Origin of the sequence: Exiguobacterium sp. UBA1053 (genome assembly GCF_002316465.1) — a bacterium.
Lineage (GTDB): Bacteria > Bacillota > Bacilli > Exiguobacteriales > Exiguobacteriaceae > Exiguobacterium_A > Exiguobacterium_A abrahamii.
The window spans coordinates 193694-211546 of the sequence record NZ_DCDO01000003.1 but is presented as its reverse complement, the minus strand read 5'-3'; the positions used below and the strand labels follow the sequence as shown (position 1 = coordinate 211546).

Genomic DNA, 17853 nt, shown 5'->3' with positions numbered 1-17853 from the left:
GGTTTAATGTCGAAAAAAGTCGTATTTTGAACGTTTTATAGAGAAATTATATAATTTTTGAACGTTTTTGATTGATTTTTGAATGTAAACGCTTTATATTATAGATGTGGAGGGAAACCTTATGTTAACGAAAAAACGCCATCAACTCATTCTCGAATTACTAGCTCGAGAAGAAGTCGTCAAGATGCAAAAAATCGTCGAGCAAACCGGTGCCAGTGAGTCTACGATTCGTCGGGATTTATCACAGCTTGAGACAGCAGGTCATCTGCGTCGGGTGCACGGGGGCGCGACAGCGAACCATTTGCAAATTGAGGAACCGAGTTACTTCGAAAAGAGTGACAAACATGTCGAAGAAAAGGAACGGATCGCACGAGCGGCCGCTGACCTGATCGAAGACGGCATGTATGTCTACCTCGATGCCGGAACGACGACGCTTGCCATCGTTCCGTATCTCGAAGAGAAGGCGATTACGGTCGTGACGAACAGTCTTCCTCTAGCGAACACGTTACTCTATCACCGTATCCCGACGTTCGTCGTCGGAGGTCAACTGAAGCATTCAACGCAAGCACTCGTCGGTTACAACGCACGTGAAGGAATGTTGATTTACCATTTTGATGTCGCGTTCCTTGGGATGAACGGTGTTCATCCGACACAAGGCTTCACGACACCAGATCCGGAAGAGGCACTCGTAAAGAAGACAGCGATCGAGTTAGCAAAACAATCGTATGTACTCGTCGATGAGACGAAATTGGATGCAATCAGCTTCAGTCGGGTAGCGTCCTTGCAAGCGGCGACGATCATCACGACGACATCCAGCGAGCAAGAAGCGAAATACAGTCAATACACAGAGGTGGTGAACGCGAAATGATTTATACACTGACACTCAATCCATCCATCGACTATTATGTCACGTTACCGGTATTTGAGGCAGGACAAGTCAATCGTGTCGAACAGGCGGAAAAAGTGGCCGGAGGGAAAGGAATCAACGTCTCTCTCGTCCTAAAAAACTATGAGGTAGAAACACAAGCACTCGGATTCCTTGGAGGAAGTACCGGACAATTCATCCGGACGGAACTTGAGAAACGAGGCGTGTTGACGGACTTCACACCGATTCAAGATGAGACGCGGATCAACGTAAAGATTCGCGCCGATCAAGAATCTGAGCTGAATGCAGCGGGACCGAAGATTCAACCGGAAGAGCTGGAGCATTTATTATCCCGATTCAAGACGATGCAAGCCGGTGACATCGTCGTCTTCGCAGGTAGTATCCCAAGCAGTCTGCCGCATGATCTCTATCGTCATATCGCGACGATCCTGAATGAACGGAACGTTCGCTTCGCTGTCGATACGACGAAGGAAGCGATGCTTGAAGTCTTACCGCTCGGTCCATTTTTAATCAAGCCGAATCACCATGAACTCGGTGAAATCTTCGACGTCGAGATTACGTCGAAGGAGATGGCCGTTCCATACGCCCAGCAGCTCGTCGAGCGTGGTGCCGAGAACGTCGTCATCTCATTTGCAGGAGACGGAGCACTGCTCGTCAATCGTCAAGGTGCCTATACGGCAAACACACCGGCAGGGAAGCTCGTCAATTCCGTCGGTGCCGGAGATTCACTCGTCGCTGGATTCGTCGCCAGCCACGCGCTCGGTAAATCACCAGAAGAAGCGTTCCGCTATGCGGTCACGACTGGTAGCGCGTCTGCTTATTCCTTTGGTCTTTGTACGAAGGAAGATATCGATCGTCTTCTCGTAGACGTCAACGTCGTTGAACTCATTCAATCCTAAAAAGGAGTGTGACTACTCATGAAAATTACTGATCTCTTGACACGCGATACGATTCAGCTCGATTTACAAGCGTCATCTAAAGCCGCTGTCATCGACGAACTCGTCAACGTCCTCGATCGGGCAGGAAAACTGAACGATCGCTCGGCATATAAAGAAGCGATTCTCGCACGGGAAGCGCAAAGTACGACAGGTTTAGGGGAAGGCATTGCCATCCCGCACGCAAAAACAGCAGCAGTCAAAACACCAGCGATCGCTTTCGGTCGTTCGGCAGGCGTTGACTACGAAGCACTCGACGGTCAACCAAGTCGGTTGTTCTTCATGATCGCAGCAGGTGAGAACGCAGATAATGCGCACCTTGAAACACTTTCGAAACTATCCGTTTATCTGATGGATATGAACTTCCGCGATACGATTCTTGCGGCTAAAACGAAAGACGAAGTCATCGCAGCAATCGAAGCGAAGGAACGCGAAGAAGAAGGTCCAGTTGACGTCTCAAGCGACAACGTCGACCAAAATGCACCGTACATCCTCGCTGTCACAGCTTGTCCAACAGGAATCGCGCACACGTATATGGCGGCTGATGCGCTTCGTCAAAAAGCGGAAGAGATGGGTGTCCGTATCAAAGTCGAGACGAACGGATCGACAGGCGTCAAGAACGGTTTGACACAACAAGACATCAACGATGCGACAGCGATCATCGTCGCTGCGGATAAAGCGGTTGAGATGGATCGCTTCAATGGGAAACACGTCGTTGAAGTACCGGTCGCGCAAGGGATTCGTAAACCACAAGAATTGATCAACCGTGCCGTCAAACAAGACGCACCTGTCTATAAAGCGAGCGGTTCAAGCGAAAGCTCAAAACCAGCGCGTGGTGGATTCTACAAACACTTAATGAGTGGGGTATCCGCGATGTTGCCACTCGTCGTTGCTGGTGGTCTCTTGATTGCGATCAGCTTCTTCTGGGGAATCAACTCCGCTGACCCGAAAGATCCGTCATACAATGAGTTTGCAGCTCAGTTGATGACGATCGGGAAAGCAGCGTTTGGTCTCTTGATTCCGATTCTCGCCGGATTCATCGCGATGTCGATCGCTGATAAACCAGGTCTTGCTCCTGGTCTGATCGCTGGGTTCCTTGCAAGCAGTGGTAACGCTGGTTTCCTCGGTGGATTGATTGCCGGTTTCCTTGCTGGTTACGTCGTGCTCTTACTCGTTAAAGTCTTCAAAGGTCTCCCGGCAGCTCTTGAAGGAATCAAACCAGTCTTGCTCTATCCACTGTTTGGTTCATTCATCACAGGGATGATCATGTTACTCGTCATCAATGAGCCGATCGCGAAGTTCATGACATGGCTCACGGATTCGTTGAACGGACTAAGTGGTGGGAACGCAATCCTCCTCGGTATGCTCGTCGCAGGTATGATGGCAATCGACATGGGTGGTCCAATCAACAAAACAGCATACGTTTTCGGTACAGCTGCTCTTACAGCAGGTAACACGGAAGTCATGGCAGCCGTCATGGCAGGTGGGATGGTTCCACCACTCATCGTTGCACTTTCATCAACATTGTTCGCACGTAAGAAATTCACACCGCAAGAACGTGAAGCAGGTATCGCTGCTTACGCAATGGGGGCATCGTTCGTCACAGAAGGTGCGATTCCATTCGCTGCAGCCGATCCACTCCGCGTCATTCCGTCAAGCGTCATCGGTTCAGCTATCGCTGGTGCGTTGACGATCGTCTTCGGCGTCTTGCTCCCGGCACCACACGGCGGTATCTTCGTCTTCCCGCTCCTTGATGGTCCATCAGGTACGGTCATGGCAATCGTCGGTTACGCGGGTGCGATCCTCATCGGTTCACTCGTCGGTGCGGCAATCCTATCCTTCCTCAAAAAACCGCTTGTTGACCAATCGGTCGCGAAAGCGGAAATGACAGAAGGAACAGGTACGAAAGCATCATAATTCACCTAAATCCTCTCCGTTTTCAAGCGGAGGGGATTTTTTGTTGAATTTTGACGGCTAACGGTGAAGAATAGAGGGCATACTGAATAAGAAGGAGGGATGGACATGGGTGGACAATCCTTACAAATCGGACCACGGACCATCAAGACAGGTCTTGCGGTCATCTTGGCGCTGTTGATCAGTAATCTGTTCAACCTTAGCCCGATCCTGCCTGCAATCTCGGCAGCGACGACACTCCTGCCTTCGGTCTATCAGACATGGAAACAATTTCTCGAGGAAGCAGAGGCCAACTTGATTGGTGCCTTTTTGACGTTACTCGCACTTTGGATTTTAGGGGATAATCCAGCCAATCCGCTCGCGATCGGAATCGTCATCATGGCAGCAATCTCGATTTTGCTAGCCTTTGGTTTCGGGCGAACGATTCCACACGTCGTCTTGATGATCATTGTCATTCTCGAAAGTGTGGCGACAGCGACCGAACCACTTTGGCAAGTCGTCTTGATCCGTTACTTGCTCGTCATGCTCGGGATCGGCTGTGCGCTCGGCATCAATGCGTTGATCTTCCCGCCGCGTTACGGCAACGTCTATTACCAGAAAGCGACGAAACTCTTCGAGAAGTTGCTCGTCGTCACGCGAGCGATTGCCTTCGAAGGAAAGGTCGCCCCATATCGGGCGGCGATTGATAAAATGTCAAATTCGCTCCTTGAGACACAAAATCTGTTCAACCTACACAAGGAAGAGATTCGAGGAACGCGTCAAAAGCACGCCTCGCTCTTACGGAACCTCTTGATTCTCAAACATATGCAATCGTGCCTCGAACGTGGTGTCGCGACGGCAGAGCGCTTCAGAGAGCGAGAGAAGGCCCTTGACTCGATTGCGGACGATCTTCGGAGTGAATTGTTTTATCACTTGATGCATATCGCACAGCGACAAGAGAAGGTCTTGCTGACATATGATCTCTTGTTGACGGAAGAACCACTCGCGATGGAGGATCTCGTCAAAGAGAACATCGCCTTCGTCAAGCACTCTTTCCTTGACCGCGATGAACTCGAGGAAGAAGTCATCATGGAAATCTTACCGATCGTCGTCTCGATGAATGAGTGGATCCAAGAGCTTGAAGCATTCGAAAAACGGCTCAACGGTGCGCTTCGTCGTCATATCACATCACTGACGATCGAACAAAAATCAGTCCGCGATAAAACATTTAATCGATTTAAACGTAAAAAAGCCATTGACGAAAGTAAAAAGTAAGCGTATAGTCCTCCTTAACGATACTTTACTTGCTAAAAGCATAACAGTATAACAGCATAACAGAACGAAAGATTAAGCGATGATGAAACCGAAGTAAAGACCATCTCCCTGTTTCAGAGAGCACGTGGCGCTGCGAACGTGTACACAGATGGTGTTGAATTACAGTTTCTGAGCTTCTTGCGTAAGCGAGCGGAGCAAACCGTTATCCCGATCATGAGTGACTCAGTCAATGACTGGGTAATCAGGGTGGTACCGCGGCTTTCGTCGCCCCTGTCGAACGATACGTTCGGCAGGGGCTTTTTTGTTATCTCACATTCATTCAAGGGGGAACTCATATGTCTACACCAATCATTCCAAGTCACTTACGTCCACACGTCGCACCACAGCACTACGAAGACTACACGCCAACGGATCATGCCGTTTGGAGATACGTCATGCGACTGAATCTAAATACGTTACAAGATACAGCACACCCGGCATACCTCGAAGGGCTTGCTGCATCGGGCATCAGCCCGGAACGGATTCCGGACGTGCGTGAAATGACAGCGAACCTAAGCCGTGGAGGCTGGGGAACAGTCGCTGTTGATGGTCTCATTCCTGGCGTCGCCTTCTTCGATTTCCAAGGGCACGGACTCTTGCCGATCGCGACCGACATCCGGAAGGTCGATAACATTCTTTACACACCAGCGCCAGATATCTTGCATGAAGCAGCGGGGCACGCACCAATCTTGATGAATCCGGTTTACGCGGAATTCGTTCGTCGCTTCGGTGAGATCGGGGCACATGCCTTTAACCATAAAGCCGAGCATGATGTATTCAAGGCACTAAAGAAATTGACGATCGTCAAAGAGAGCCCATTCTCGACGCCAGCCGATATCGAACAAGCTGAAATTGAGCTCGCGGAGACACGGACACACGTCAAAGGGATTTCGGAAGCGAACGAAATCTCACGTCTGTTCTGGTGGACGGTTGAATTCGGTCTGATTGGTGATATCGACAATCCACAAATCTACGGGGCAGGTCTTCTATCATCAGTCGGTGAAAGCCGTCACTGCTTAACGGACGCGGTCGTTAAACATCCATTCTCGCTTGAGAAAGCACTTGCGACGAAACATGACGTGACGAGCATGCAAAAAGAACTCTTCGTTTGTGAATCGTTCGAACAGCTCCGCGATGCACTTGAAGAATTCGCACAGTCGATGTCTTACATCCGCGGTGGTATTCACGGACTGACGAAAGCGGTCGAATCGGGTAACCTATCGACGCTCGTCTTCGACAGTGGTCTCTCGCTCGTCAGTGTTCCTGAAACGCAAGAGATCCACGATTCGCTACATCTCGTCAAACTAACAGGCCCGACAGCGCTTGCTGCGAACGGTGAAGTGTTGACAGGTCAAGGACTTGCAGATCATCCGGAAGGCTTTACACTCCTTCACGGCAAGGAATTGAACGAAGTATTGATGCAAGTCAAAGTCGGTGAACGTCTCGACTGGGCAGAAGGAAATGTTCGTGTCACAGGGGACATCACAGCGATTCAAAACGTCAATGGAAACCGGGCGCTCGTCGTCTTAGAAGCAGCGACGCTTGCAAACGACGGGAAAACGATGACGATGGACCGGATGGAATTGATCGTCGGTGACATTACGTCAGCATTCCCGGGAACGGAAGTTGAAGCACTGAAGCCGATTCCGGAAACGGTCGAGTTCGAACGAATCGAACGTCCGTTGACAGCGGCTGATCCGATCTTCGAAGTCGTCCGCGAGATTCGCGAAGGTCGTGCTGGTCGGGAACGGTTACCGCAACTGATCGATCAGACACTCGTCCAGTTACCGGACGCTTGGTTACTCCGTCTTGAATTACTCGAGTTAGCGGATGAAGTCGATCAACCACGTCTGATTGCAGATCTCGAGCGCTTAAAAGCGACATCTGAGCAGCGAGATGAATTGATCACGCGTGGGATGGCCTTACTCGACGTCGTTCATCAATGAGTCGAACTCCGGTTCTGAACCTGTTAGAATGGAGACATTCGGTAAAAGGGGATGATCGGTTATGACAAATTATTATCAAGACGTAAAGGAATTTCACCAAGTATTTTCACACCCTGGCGCAACGACGCCAACACCTATGACGGTCGATCGTGGAATCAAACGCTCGACCTGGACGGCGGAAGAAGCGGTCGTTGAGTTCCTGCATCAATCGGCGACGAGTGAAGCAGAATTTCTTGAAGCGATCGAACGTTTCAAGTCAGGACTTGATACAGCGGTTGAAAAATCGCTCCAGATGAAACAACCCGAAACAGATGTCGAACGGCTCGTCGGACAGGGGGATGCCTTGACGGACGCCCTCTACTTCATCATGGGAAGCTTCGTTGAGATCGGGCTTGATCCGGCTCCATTGTTCGAGATCGTCCAGCGTGCGAACATGGCGAAGCTTGGACCGGACGGAAAACCAATCTTCCGGGAATCGGACCAAAAGGTCATGAAACCGGAAGGCTGGCAACCACCGGAACCACAACTGGAAGCAGAAGTACGTCGGCAAATCGCTGTAGCTTCGAGTACGTCGAAAGCGTGATTCATGACGATAAAAAGAGAGGGATGACTGGTCTGCGAACCGGTCATCCCTCTCTTGTTGTATCTATTCACTTTTGACTTGATAACGCGATAAATCGAGTTGACGGGCGGTGAGGAATTCGACACCTTCTGCTTCAAGCGCCAGTCGCTGTTCATCGCCTTCAAGCGATAGTTTTCCGCCAGCAGCAAGCACGCGGTGCCACGGTAGACGTTCCGTCTTACTCATGCTGTGAAGAATCCGCGCTACTTGTCGTGCGCTACGCGGATGACCGGCGAGTCGAGCGACTTGCCCGTAAGTCATGACTCGACCAGCAGGGATCGAACGAATGATAGTCAGGACATCTTGCGTGAATGGTGTCATGTTTCGTCCGTAGCAACGACATACTGTTGAATCTTATCGTCTTCATCAAAGCCGATCGTCACATCGATGATGCCTTGTTGCAGGCGAATCTGGAGCTCGAGACGGTCCTTGATATCGTCCGCTTGTGCGATCGTCAACGTCGGGTCGACTTCAATCTCGACTTCGACGTGGAAATGATCGCCTTCCTTAATGACTTCGAGTTTACTGATGTCTTTGACGTCAGGGTCCTTCATGATTAGTCCACCGAGACGTGCTGCCATCGTCTCATCGGCTTCACCCAGTGCACCAGCTGCGTTTTGTAGGAAGACATTCCCGACGACGTAAAACATCATCAGTCCGATAAGGATCGAAGCAATTCCTTCTGCCTGATGGAACGGTGTCACATGCGAGATAATGACGGCGATCATCGCGACGACGCCACCGGCCGTTGCGACCAAATCTTCTAGAAACACAAGGCGTGTGGCTGGTTTTGCTTGTTTGAGTGAGCGGAAGCTGTCAAGAATCAAGCGTGGTCCTTTCGAGTCTAACTTCGCATCGTGTGCGATCTCTTGCATCGCTTTAACAAATACGCCACTCTCTAAGACGACACCGACGAACAAGACAGACAACGTGATCCAAAAGCCAGTTGATTCCGTCGGTTCGATGATGTGGGCGATCCCTTCATGAATCGTTTCGTACGCCATGATGCCGACGAAGAGGATGGCGCCGAGCAACACGAGATTGACGAGACGACCGAAGCCGTTCGGGAATCGTTTCGTTGGTGCCTTTTTACTGAGGGCAGAACCGATGAAGACGAAAAATTGGTTGGCAGCGTCCCCGAGCGTATGCATCATCTCCGCGAACATCGCGACATTTCCCGTCAGGACGTAGGCAATTGCCTTGATGATGGCGATGACAGAGTTAACGATGCCTGCCGTCAGCGCCGACCGGTTTCCCCGGCGTAATAACGTAAAAAATTCTCCCATGATTGTACTCCTTTTAGTTAAGTTACGTATTAGTTCACTTTCTTATGTTAACTTAATTTTTCTGAAACGACCACTCCGACACATAAAACCCCCACGCTTTTCGCGTAGGGGTTAAGAGGTTAAGACAAGTCGACTGTTTTATTGATTTCGTTCTCATCGTCCTTGCCGACGACTTTCTTCAAGACTTGTTTGACGGATTTAGCAGTATTTCCAGTTTCCCAGTACTCGGCTGCTTCCGTGTTGACTTTAATCAAGACGACTTTCGGATCTTCATATGTCGTTCCGAGATAGGCTTCATAGCGTGGGCTCCAGAGCTCTTTCTTCCGTTCGATGTCTTCAACGAGTTCCGCTGTCCCACGGATCGAGACGTATGATTTGTCAACATATGCGACATTGACGCTCGGATTCTTAAGTAGTTCTTGATACTTGTCTGTTTCTTTTGAAGTGAGGAACCAGAGGTCGCCATCAAATTCGATATCCTGCGTTTGCATCGGACGCGATACGAGCCCTTCTGTTGAAATCGTCGTCAGCATCGCTGTTTCGATTTTATCAATCAGTTTCTTGACCGTTTCGACTGCTTCTTGATTCGTAGTATGTGTTGACATGTAACTCCACCTCATTCGTTAGATTTTTATGCTCACTTAGGCATTGTTCCCTGAATCTCAAAATGAAAACGTCCCCATGATGGAAAGAAGCAGTTTCGTTGCACGGTACAACGAGGAGGCGTACAGTGTAGGTACGCATTCGAAAGAAAAAGGAGAGACATACATGAAACTTAGTATTTTAGACCAATCCCCGGTCTCTAAAGGACAATCCCCATCTGATGCCTTACACGAAACGGTCGAGCTCGCGAAAATCGCGGACGAACTCGGCTATCATCGCCTGTGGGTATCCGAGCACCACTTCGCCAAAACACTAGCTGGTTCGAGCCCGGAAGTCCTGATTGCTTACATGGCGGCAGTGACGAAACAGATTCGCCTCGGTTCAGGCGGTGTCATGCTGCCGCATTACAGTGCCTATAAAGTCGCAGAGAACTTCCGTGTTCTTGAAGGGCTTGCACCAAACCGGATCGACCTTGGACTCGGTCGGGCACCGGGCGGTATGCCGCTTGCGACACGTGCGTTGCAAGAAGGATCGTCGCCACGTTTTGGTGGAGCCGATTACGGCGAACAACTCGATGATCTCGTCGATTACTTGAAAGACGGGGCGCCTGCCGGACACCGGTTCGCGGGACTCGTCGCAACACCAGAAGTCGATACGACACCAGAGGGCTGGTTGCTTGGATCAAGTGGGGGTAGTGCCTTGAACGCCGCACAACGCGGATTCGGATTTGCCTTTGCTCACTTCATCAATGGACAAGGTGGACAAGAAGTGATGGATTACTACCGTCATAACTTCATGGCGACGTCATTCAATGAGACACCACAAACGCTCGTCTCGATCTTCGTTACGTGTGCTGAAACGACAGAAGAAGCAGAACGGTTAGCTTCAAGTCTGGATCTGTCACTACTCTTACTGGAAAAAGGGGTCTCGTCGACAGGAACGCCAACTCCGGAAGAGGCAGCGGCGTATCCGTATACGTTCCAAGACCAATTCCGGATTGCTGAAAACCGGAAGCGGATGATCGTCGGTAATCCGGAATCCGTTGCAAAACAATTGCAAGAGCTCGCCGATTCCTACGGCACAGACGAAGTGATGATCGCTTCGATGATCGCAGACAAGGAAGCAAAACAACAATCATTAAAATTAATCATGGATGCCGTCAAAGCGACGGTCTGACCGATTCGCACGTCCTTTCTCACGAAGTGAGGGAGGACGTGTTTTTTACGTCTGCTACAGGAATGCTCTCGGACAAGATGTCTTTACGAAGTCGGAGGAATCCGAATGATGCCGCACCGAATAAGCCGACTGTACCGACTCCAAGTAGCACGATGATAGACACATGATCACTGAGTAAACCAAACAATAGGGTACCAATCGGCATCATCGCCATTGCGACCGATTCCAGCACACCGATGACACGTCCGAGGTAAGTCGGATCGGTTTGTTTTTGAACGATGAGCTGTAGTGGAATGTTCATCCGTAAGACGAGCATGCCGTCGATGAACAATAGAATCATGAAAAAAGGTAGTAGTAGAGCAGATGGAACATAGCCGAGTAGAGCAAGTGCAGGAAGTGCGTAACAAGAGGCGATTAAAAGGAGCGACTCGAATATCGTTCGTAACGGACGTTTCACCGTAAAGCGAGGTAAGGCAAGAAGCAACGAAGCGACAAGAAGACCGGCACCTAGTGCGGACTCGACCACTCCAAACCGAAATGGTGTGAATTGTAGTCGATCGAGCAAAATGATCGGTAACAAGATTTCGAAAGCGACAAAAAAGAAGTTCAGGACGATCGCCATCAGGACGAGTGTCGTCAATACTGGTTGACGGAACAGATAGCGGTAGCCCTCTTTAAACTCCGAGACGAAAGACGGAGTATCGGTAGTAGCCGGAGGAGAGGTATCCACTGCAAGAAAGCGGAGGCGGCTATTCCACCAGGCAGCAGAGGCAAACAAGAGAAACGGTAAGATCAAGAATTGCGTGATGGAGACAGTGGCGATGAGCAATCCCGCAACGAGTGGAGCAGTGATCGTTGAGGTCGATTGAATCGTCGAGAAGAGCGCGTTTCCGCGTTGTAACTCCTCTTCTTCTACGAGTCGCGGTAACGAGCTTGATAAGGTAACGGACAGGAACGTCGACAGGCTCGTCAAAAGGACACTAGCGATGATGTAATGAACGGTATGTAGAGGGGCTTGTAACGAATAGAGCAAAAGTCCAAACAAGACGAGTGCACTTAAGCTTTCGGTCATGACGATGATTCGTTTCCGGTTCCAACAATCAGCGAGGACACCAGCAACCGGTGAGAGCAAAATCCGTGGCACTGATCCTGCAAGCAGGACGAGCGCAAACTGAAAACCAGACGACGTTTCCCGTAAGACGGTCAGTCCGGCGACGAACGTAAAGAGACTAGCTGCGAATAATGAACAAAACTTTCCGAATAAGACACGCTTTAAATTAAATGACATCCTGTTCACTCCTTCAGAGTTAAATATTATTGAACTTTAGTGTAGAATAAAGGAGTGGAAGAAAAATGTAAAGATAAAGTTCAATATAATTTAACTTTTATGATAAAAGGAGTGACCAGTGTGTTAGGGGAACGTATCAAACAGATCCGAAAACAGAAAAAAATGACGCAAACGGATGTTGCGACCGGCATCATCACGAAGTCAATGCTCAGTATGGTCGAGAACGGGAAAGCGACACCGTCTGTGCCCGCATTACAGGCGATTGCTAGGCGATTACAGGTGACAGTCGAAGAATTAATGCTCGATCCGCGAGATGTTCAGATGCGGGAACTCATCGAAACAATCCGTTCGCGGCATACCCCATATTTTTCAGACGAAAAAATTCAGGAACTTCTAGAACCTTACTTGGTTCCGGAAACGACTTCCTATTGGCAAGGGCAGGTCTATCATAAATACGGCGATGCCCTCCGAGCGTCTGACCCGGAGCTTGGTTTGATATATTATGAGAAAGCAGAGCGGATTTTTCGACAGCTCGGTCGTCAAGATGAGCAGTTGCTCGTTCAGATCTCGAAAGTCTATTTTTTATTCAATCTCAAACGGACAAAGGAAGCATACGAGCTGATCGAAGCAATGGATGTACCACGCGAGATTCCACTTGCACCGAAAACCTATTTAAATTTCCAAATCTTGCGTGCACTTCGAGCAAGTTTGTTCGATGATCACTACACAGAAGCGATCGCTTTATTGCGTGAAGGGGTTCAGTATATGCGGGAGCAAGATGTCTATTATCATGTCATTTCGTTTCAACGTTTTCTCGGACTGTTTTTATATCTAGAAGGGGAAATCGAAAAATCACAGCAAGAGTTTGATCGATTGGAGCAGTTTTTTGCATTTAGTGAAACGACTGCCGTCGGACGAATCGAAGTCGATTTGACGAAAGGACTCATCGCGATTTTTGAAAACGATACGGACGGCATGCAGATGGCGTGGGAAAAACTCGTCACTGTAGCGATCGATGACGCGAAGCATTACATCGGACAACTTGAAGTCCATCTCCTTGTCAATGGCATCGAATTACCGAATCAGACGCTTCAGCAGAGCGTCGATAAGATATGGGAGATGCAAGATGCGTGGCTTGCTGCGAGTGGATTCGACCAAGCGATGATGTTACAGACGCTCGTACTAGCGATGCAACGAGGAATTGGTCAAGAACGGCTGGAGGATGTCATTCGATTGAAGGATGACCTTCAAAGTGAACGCCTCAAAGGCGATCTTGAGCGAGAGATACAAGCGTTGGTTAATGTTCAATGCCTGTTCGTGTGAGGATGTCGTTCTTCTGAAGATCAACAAGACGCATGCAAGGACGGAAACGATCAAGTGTCCGATATAGACATCTCCCGTCTGGATGTAATGCAAGAGCATCGAGCCACCAAAAATCAATAAGGCAAGAAAGAGAAGCCGGACATAAAGTGATTTGTAAGACATGCAGACACATCCTTTCCATATCCAGTATATCCCAAAGTGAAGTGATAAGACAAAAAAACATCCACCCCAGAGGGATGGATGAGGAAAGTTTAAAGTGATTTAAAGCCTAATAGTTTTTGTGTCCAGTAGCGTTCCGATACACGGCTGATGCCGAGTGCCGGTGTGTTGGCATGGATGAACTGATCGTTGTTCAGCATGATCCCGATATGCGTCGGACCAGCAGCATATGTGTTTTCGAAGAAGATGATATCGCCACGCTTCGGTTGACGTAATTTTGATAACTTCGCTCCGAGGTACCGATCATCGTTCCAGTAGCCGTTGACGTTCGTTCGTCCGACTGCATAGCCAGCGGCATTCAAGGTATAGTTAACGAATCCAGAACAGTCGAATCCACCATTAACGGGGCTGCTTGATCCCCAGACGTATGGTGTACCGAGATATTGTTGACCAATCGAGATCGCACGTTCCATCAATGTTGAACCAGGAACGGTCGTCACAGGAGGTGTCGTCGGAGTGACCGGAGGCGTCGTCGTGACGGATCCCGTCGTGATGTAACTCTTCGCGACATAGTAGAGACCCGTTCCGATCTTGATCTGGTACCAGCCGCTATCTTTACCTGTCGTTTCACCTGTGACATTGACTGTCGAACCGTGTCCGACTTGTGTGAAGACTTTAGACGACGTCGAAGGCAACGTACGGACATTCAGACCGGTTGGGGCATTGACGCGATACGTCTTCGAAGCATCAACTGGCGTCAAAGAGACTCCGGGAGTCGTCGGTGTTGTTGGTGGTGATGCTTTTGTTGAAGCTTTGACATAGGTCGAAGCGACATATGCTTCTTTTCCGTCAAGCTTGACTTGGTACCACGAATCAACGGCACCTGTGACATCGAGCACCGTCTGATGCGGTAATGTCTTGTAGATTTTTGCGTTCGTCGCTGCAGCAGTCCGTGCGTTCAAGCCTTCCTTCGCATTAACCGTGTAGACTTTCGATCGATCAACCGCTTTAACGACTTTTTTGACGGGAGTCGTTGCGGGTGGTTTTGAATCCGTCGTGACGTTCGACGTCTTTTTGCTGACTAACGTCGCATGGACGTAAGCCGTTTGTTTTTTATACGTGATTTGGTACCAATCTCCTGTTTTTTTCTTAACAGATAAGATTGTATTCTTTGCTAGTTTTCCGAGTGATTTCGAACTCGTCGTTGCTTTTTGGCGAATGTTGACGGCATCGGTATTCGTTATGTAAGTCGTAGTTGTTGGAGCCTTTTCCGTCGTCGCTTTGACATATGCTGAAGTGATGAAGGCTGGTTTGGACTGATAGCGGATTTCATACCAGCTGTTGACTTTCTTGACAGCTGTCAGCTTCGTACCTTTTTTGAGCGTCGTGATGACCTTCGCGGAAGTCGAGGCAGCCGTGCGAATGTTGACGTTATCCGTCAAAGTCAGTGTCGTTGACGCGGCTGAAACCGGAACCGTGGTACCGATCAAAGCGAGCGTCGTGAGGGCGAGAACAGTCTTTTTCACGTGACATAGCTCCTTCCAATAGATAGGTAAAAATCGTTGTTACCATTTTGTCATAAAAAGCGCTGATTCCCCTGATTTAAAAATATAATTTTTGTCTGGAAAACTGTAATACCGTTTTTCAAAAAAACGAATAGGTAGAATGAGTATTTTCAAAAAAGTTCAAGTACACTAGAAGTACTCGGAAGGAGGTTACACATGTTACGCCGTTTTTATCAGTATTATATCCCGCACAAACGATTATTCTGGCTCGATTTCATATCTGCTTTATTCGTCGGGGTTTTAGAACTTGCTTTTCCACTCGCTGTCCAGTGGTTCATCGACTCCTTGTTGCCAAACGGTGAGATGAACTGGATCATCCTCGTCAGCGTCGGATTATTAGCGCTCTACATCATCAGTACGTTGATGCAATTCGTCGTCAACTATTTTGGACATAAGCTCGGGATCAATATCGAGACCGATATGCGTCGTCAACTGTTCAGCCATGTGCAGAAACAGTCGTTCCGTTTCTTCGACAATACGAAGACGGGGCATATCATGAGTCGGATCACGAATGATTTGTTTGATATCGGGGAACTTGCCCATCACGGTCCGGAAGATGCCTTCATTGCCGTCATGACATTGCTGGGTGCATTCTCGATCATGTTGACGATCAACGTGCCACTCGCGCTCGTGACGATCATCGCTGTACCATTCCTAATCTGGTTGATCAGCTATGCGAACGTCCGGATGAATAAATCGTGGGACCGGATGTATGGTAACATCGCGGAAGTTAATTCACGCGTCGAGGACAGTGTCTCTGGTGTCCGTGTCGTTCAGTCATTCACGAACGAAGCTTACGAAATCGAGCGTTTTGAAAAAGACAACGCGACGTTCCGGCAGTCGAAAATTAATGCTTACAAAGTCATGAGTAAGAGTCTATCTGGCATTTACTTGACGACCCGTTTGATGACGCTCGCCGTCTTAGTCGTCGGTGCGTACTTGACGTATCGTGGCACTTTAACGGCCGGAGAGCTCGTTGGATTCATTCTTTATATGAACATCTTGCTGAAGCCGATTGATAAGATTACGGCATTACTTGAGATGTATCCAAAAGGGATGGCTGGCTTCAAACGCTTCCTCTCGATGATTGATGAGGATGCATCGATTCCGGATGCGCCAGACGCACTCGTCGTTGATCGGTTGAACGGTGGTATCACATTCAAGGATGTCGCGTTCGGTTATGAAGCCGATCGTCTCATTCTAGAGAATATCAATTTGACGGTCGACCCGGGACAGACCGTCGCGTTCGTCGGAACATCAGGGGCAGGGAAGACGACGATCTGTTCGTTGATTCCACGTTTTTACGATGTTCTAGATGGCGCAATCACGATTGACGGAATCGATATCCGGCAGATGACGAAGGAGTCTCTGCGACAACAAATCGGGATCGTCCAGCAAGATGTCTTTTTGTTCTCAGGGACGATCGCTGAAAACATCGCCTACGGTGATCTGAATGCGACGCAAGAAGACATCGTACAAGCGGCAGAACGTGCCCATCTCGGCCCGATGATCGCGGATCTACCTGATGGCTACGCGACACAAATCGGCGAACGGGGACTCAAATTGTCGGGTGGACAAAAGCAACGACTCGCGATTGCGCGGATGTTCCTGAAGAACCCACCGATTCTGATTCTTGATGAAGCGACGTCTGCGCTTGATACGGAAACGGAAGCACTGATTCAAGAATCGCTTGCCGAGCTGTCTGAGAACCGGACGACGCTCGTTATCGCCCACCGTTTAGCAACGATTCGAAATGCCGATAAGATTTTCGTCGTCACGAAGGACGGCATCGTCGAAGAAGGCTCGCATGATGAACTAATGGATCAAGGTGGTTACTTCTCCCGTCTGTTAGAGAGACAACGAGTTTGAATCGAATTGAAAGAATGAGAGGCGACGGACATGTTCTGTCGCCTTTTTTTGTTCGTCTAAAAATAAGGTTGTACAAGCCAATTTTAGGGAAAACCATTTATAGAAAAGAAGGCGAGGTGGAAGGATGTACGGTCAATTCTGTGAGAACTATGATGAGAGTTATCCCGTCTTGCGGGAGGAATCGTCACATGATTTCCATCGTTTTTTTGCGCTGTCCTACACGATTCATGATACCGTTTTTGAACAAACTGTCTACGAACGGCTGATGCGGACGATCAAACATAAGACGTCGCGTTTTTCAGCACTTCGGAGCCGCTATACACCGTTGCTCGTTGCCCATGTTCAATTAAATAGCACGGATCCCGATGTTCTCATCGAAGAAATCATCGTTGCGGAAAAGAAGATTAAACATCGCTTGATTCGTGATAAAGGAGTTCGCCCATTTTTTGCACTCAACGAAGTGCTGAACCGTCGACAAGGAATTGATGCGTTCCCTTATATGGAACGATTACATGCGACACGACCTCATTTGAATGCCGCGAAACAGTACGTCGTGACATCGACATTGCTTGAACAGCAGCCATTACCAGAGGAATTTTTAGAGCGTGTCGATACATCGGAAGAATGGCTCGCGCAATATATGGAACGGACGAGTGAACGTGTCATTACGGCGCAAATCTTAGCGGCGCATCCAGATCCTTCAGCGCAACAGGAACGAATCATTGCGTGGCGGGAACTGTTAGAGCGGAGAGAAATCATCATCTGGGATCGTTTAATGCCGATTCTTGCGTTACTGCCTACAATGGAACGTGTCGACTGGATTTATGTGACCCGAATCGTCGACCGGGAGCGGGCACGGAATCGATTTTCAGACGAAGTCAACTGGTTGATTGCCTTTCATTTGTTGCTCGCTAAAACAGGTGTGACACGAGTTCAAGCCACGTTGCTATTGCTGGCTGCACTAGAGTTGACGAAAAAACCGTAAAAC

15 protein-coding genes and 1 other annotated feature are annotated in these 17853 nt (G+C 49.0%); of the genes, 10 read left to right on the top strand and 5 right to left on the bottom strand.

What is annotated here, in order from left to right:
- Positions 1 to 121 precede the first annotated feature (121 nt).
- The 6 genes from B3G15_RS02090 (at position 122) to B3G15_RS02065 (ending at position 7557) form a co-directional block, all read left to right on the top strand.
- Positions 122 to 868 carry a DeoR/GlpR family DNA-binding transcription regulator gene (locus B3G15_RS02090; protein ID WP_029341218.1) on the top strand — a complete coding sequence of 249 codons (747 nt, stop codon included), beginning with the start codon at positions 122 to 124 and terminating at the stop codon, positions 866 to 868.
- Positions 865 to 1785: a 1-phosphofructokinase gene (gene pfkB / locus B3G15_RS02085; RefSeq protein ID WP_035408794.1), complete on the top strand. Its 921-nt coding sequence runs from the start codon at positions 865 to 867 to the stop codon at positions 1783 to 1785. The genes B3G15_RS02090 and pfkB overlap by 4 nt, the downstream gene beginning before the upstream one ends.
- 18 nt (positions 1786 to 1803) lie before the next feature.
- A complete protein-coding gene (locus B3G15_RS02080) occupies positions 1804 to 3738 on the top strand; it encodes a PTS fructose transporter subunit IIABC (RefSeq protein ID WP_290715114.1) in 1935 nt (644 codons plus the stop codon).
- A gap of 105 nt (positions 3739 to 3843) precedes the next feature.
- The gene (locus tag B3G15_RS02075; protein WP_023467731.1) at positions 3844 to 4989 is read left to right on the top strand and encodes an FUSC family protein; all 1146 of its coding nucleotides are present in this window, start codon (positions 3844 to 3846) and stop codon (positions 4987 to 4989) included.
- 70 nt (positions 4990 to 5059) lie between these two features.
- Positions 5060 to 5264: a binding site (T-box leader), on the top strand.
- A gap of 60 nt (positions 5265 to 5324) precedes the next feature.
- Positions 5325 to 6974 carry an aromatic amino acid hydroxylase gene (locus tag B3G15_RS02070; protein ID WP_290715109.1) on the top strand — a complete coding sequence of 550 codons (1650 nt, stop codon included), beginning with the start codon at positions 5325 to 5327 and terminating at the stop codon, positions 6972 to 6974.
- Positions 6975 to 7035: 61 nt separating this feature from the next.
- Positions 7036 to 7557, top strand: a complete 522-nt coding sequence (locus B3G15_RS02065) for a hypothetical protein (protein WP_214857180.1) — start codon at positions 7036 to 7038, stop codon at positions 7555 to 7557.
- A 63-nt stretch (positions 7558 to 7620) separates the two neighbouring features.
- On the opposite strand, the gene B3G15_RS02060 is transcribed toward B3G15_RS02065, so the two are convergent.
- The 3 genes from B3G15_RS02060 to B3G15_RS02050 all read right to left on the bottom strand — a co-directional run bounded on the left by B3G15_RS02060 (position 7621) and on the right by B3G15_RS02050 (position 9487).
- Positions 7621 to 7917, bottom strand: a complete 297-nt coding sequence (locus tag B3G15_RS02060; protein WP_023467734.1) for an MGMT family protein — start codon at positions 7915 to 7917, stop codon at positions 7621 to 7623.
- Positions 7914 to 8882: a cation diffusion facilitator family transporter gene (locus tag B3G15_RS02055; RefSeq protein ID WP_029341224.1), complete on the bottom strand. Its 969-nt coding sequence runs from the start codon at positions 8880 to 8882 to the stop codon at positions 7914 to 7916. Before B3G15_RS02055 ends, B3G15_RS02060 begins: the two co-directional genes overlap by 4 nt.
- A gap of 119 nt (positions 8883 to 9001) precedes the next feature.
- Positions 9002 to 9487 carry a pyridoxamine 5'-phosphate oxidase family protein gene (locus B3G15_RS02050; RefSeq protein ID WP_290715101.1) on the bottom strand — a complete coding sequence of 162 codons (486 nt, stop codon included), beginning with the start codon at positions 9485 to 9487 and terminating at the stop codon, positions 9002 to 9004.
- Between the two features lie 163 nt (positions 9488 to 9650).
- Here B3G15_RS02050 and B3G15_RS02045 point away from each other — a divergent pair, with 163 nt between their 5' ends.
- Positions 9651 to 10661 carry an LLM class flavin-dependent oxidoreductase gene (locus B3G15_RS02045; protein WP_023467737.1) on the top strand — a complete coding sequence of 337 codons (1011 nt, stop codon included), beginning with the start codon at positions 9651 to 9653 and terminating at the stop codon, positions 10659 to 10661.
- A 19-nt stretch (positions 10662 to 10680) separates the two neighbouring features.
- Here the strand turns inward: B3G15_RS02045 and B3G15_RS02040 are convergent, their stop codons facing one another.
- Complete coding sequence (locus tag B3G15_RS02040; protein ID WP_290715096.1) at positions 10681 to 11949, bottom strand: MFS transporter; 1269 nt, start codon at positions 11947 to 11949, stop codon at positions 10681 to 10683.
- A 120-nt stretch (positions 11950 to 12069) separates the two neighbouring features.
- Between B3G15_RS02040 and B3G15_RS02035 the strand changes: the two genes are divergently transcribed.
- Positions 12070 to 13272 (top strand): helix-turn-helix domain-containing protein, encoded by a 1203-nt coding sequence (locus tag B3G15_RS02035; protein WP_290715093.1) that lies wholly within the window; start codon positions 12070 to 12072, stop codon positions 13270 to 13272.
- Between the two features lie 251 nt (positions 13273 to 13523).
- Here B3G15_RS02035 and B3G15_RS02030 read toward each other — a convergent pair whose 3' ends face one another.
- Complete coding sequence (locus tag B3G15_RS02030; protein ID WP_064300211.1) at positions 13524 to 14957, bottom strand: C40 family peptidase; 1434 nt, start codon at positions 14955 to 14957, stop codon at positions 13524 to 13526.
- Positions 14958 to 15152: 195 nt separating this feature from the next.
- Between B3G15_RS02030 and B3G15_RS02025 the strand changes: the two genes are divergently transcribed.
- Positions 15153 to 16865: an ABC transporter ATP-binding protein gene (locus tag B3G15_RS02025; RefSeq protein ID WP_214857183.1), complete on the top strand. Its 1713-nt coding sequence runs from the start codon at positions 15153 to 15155 to the stop codon at positions 16863 to 16865.
- Positions 16866 to 16989: 124 nt separating this feature from the next.
- Complete coding sequence (locus B3G15_RS02020; protein ID WP_064300209.1) at positions 16990 to 17850, top strand: DUF4003 family protein; 861 nt, start codon at positions 16990 to 16992, stop codon at positions 17848 to 17850.
- The last annotated feature ends 3 nt before the right edge of the window (positions 17851 to 17853 follow it).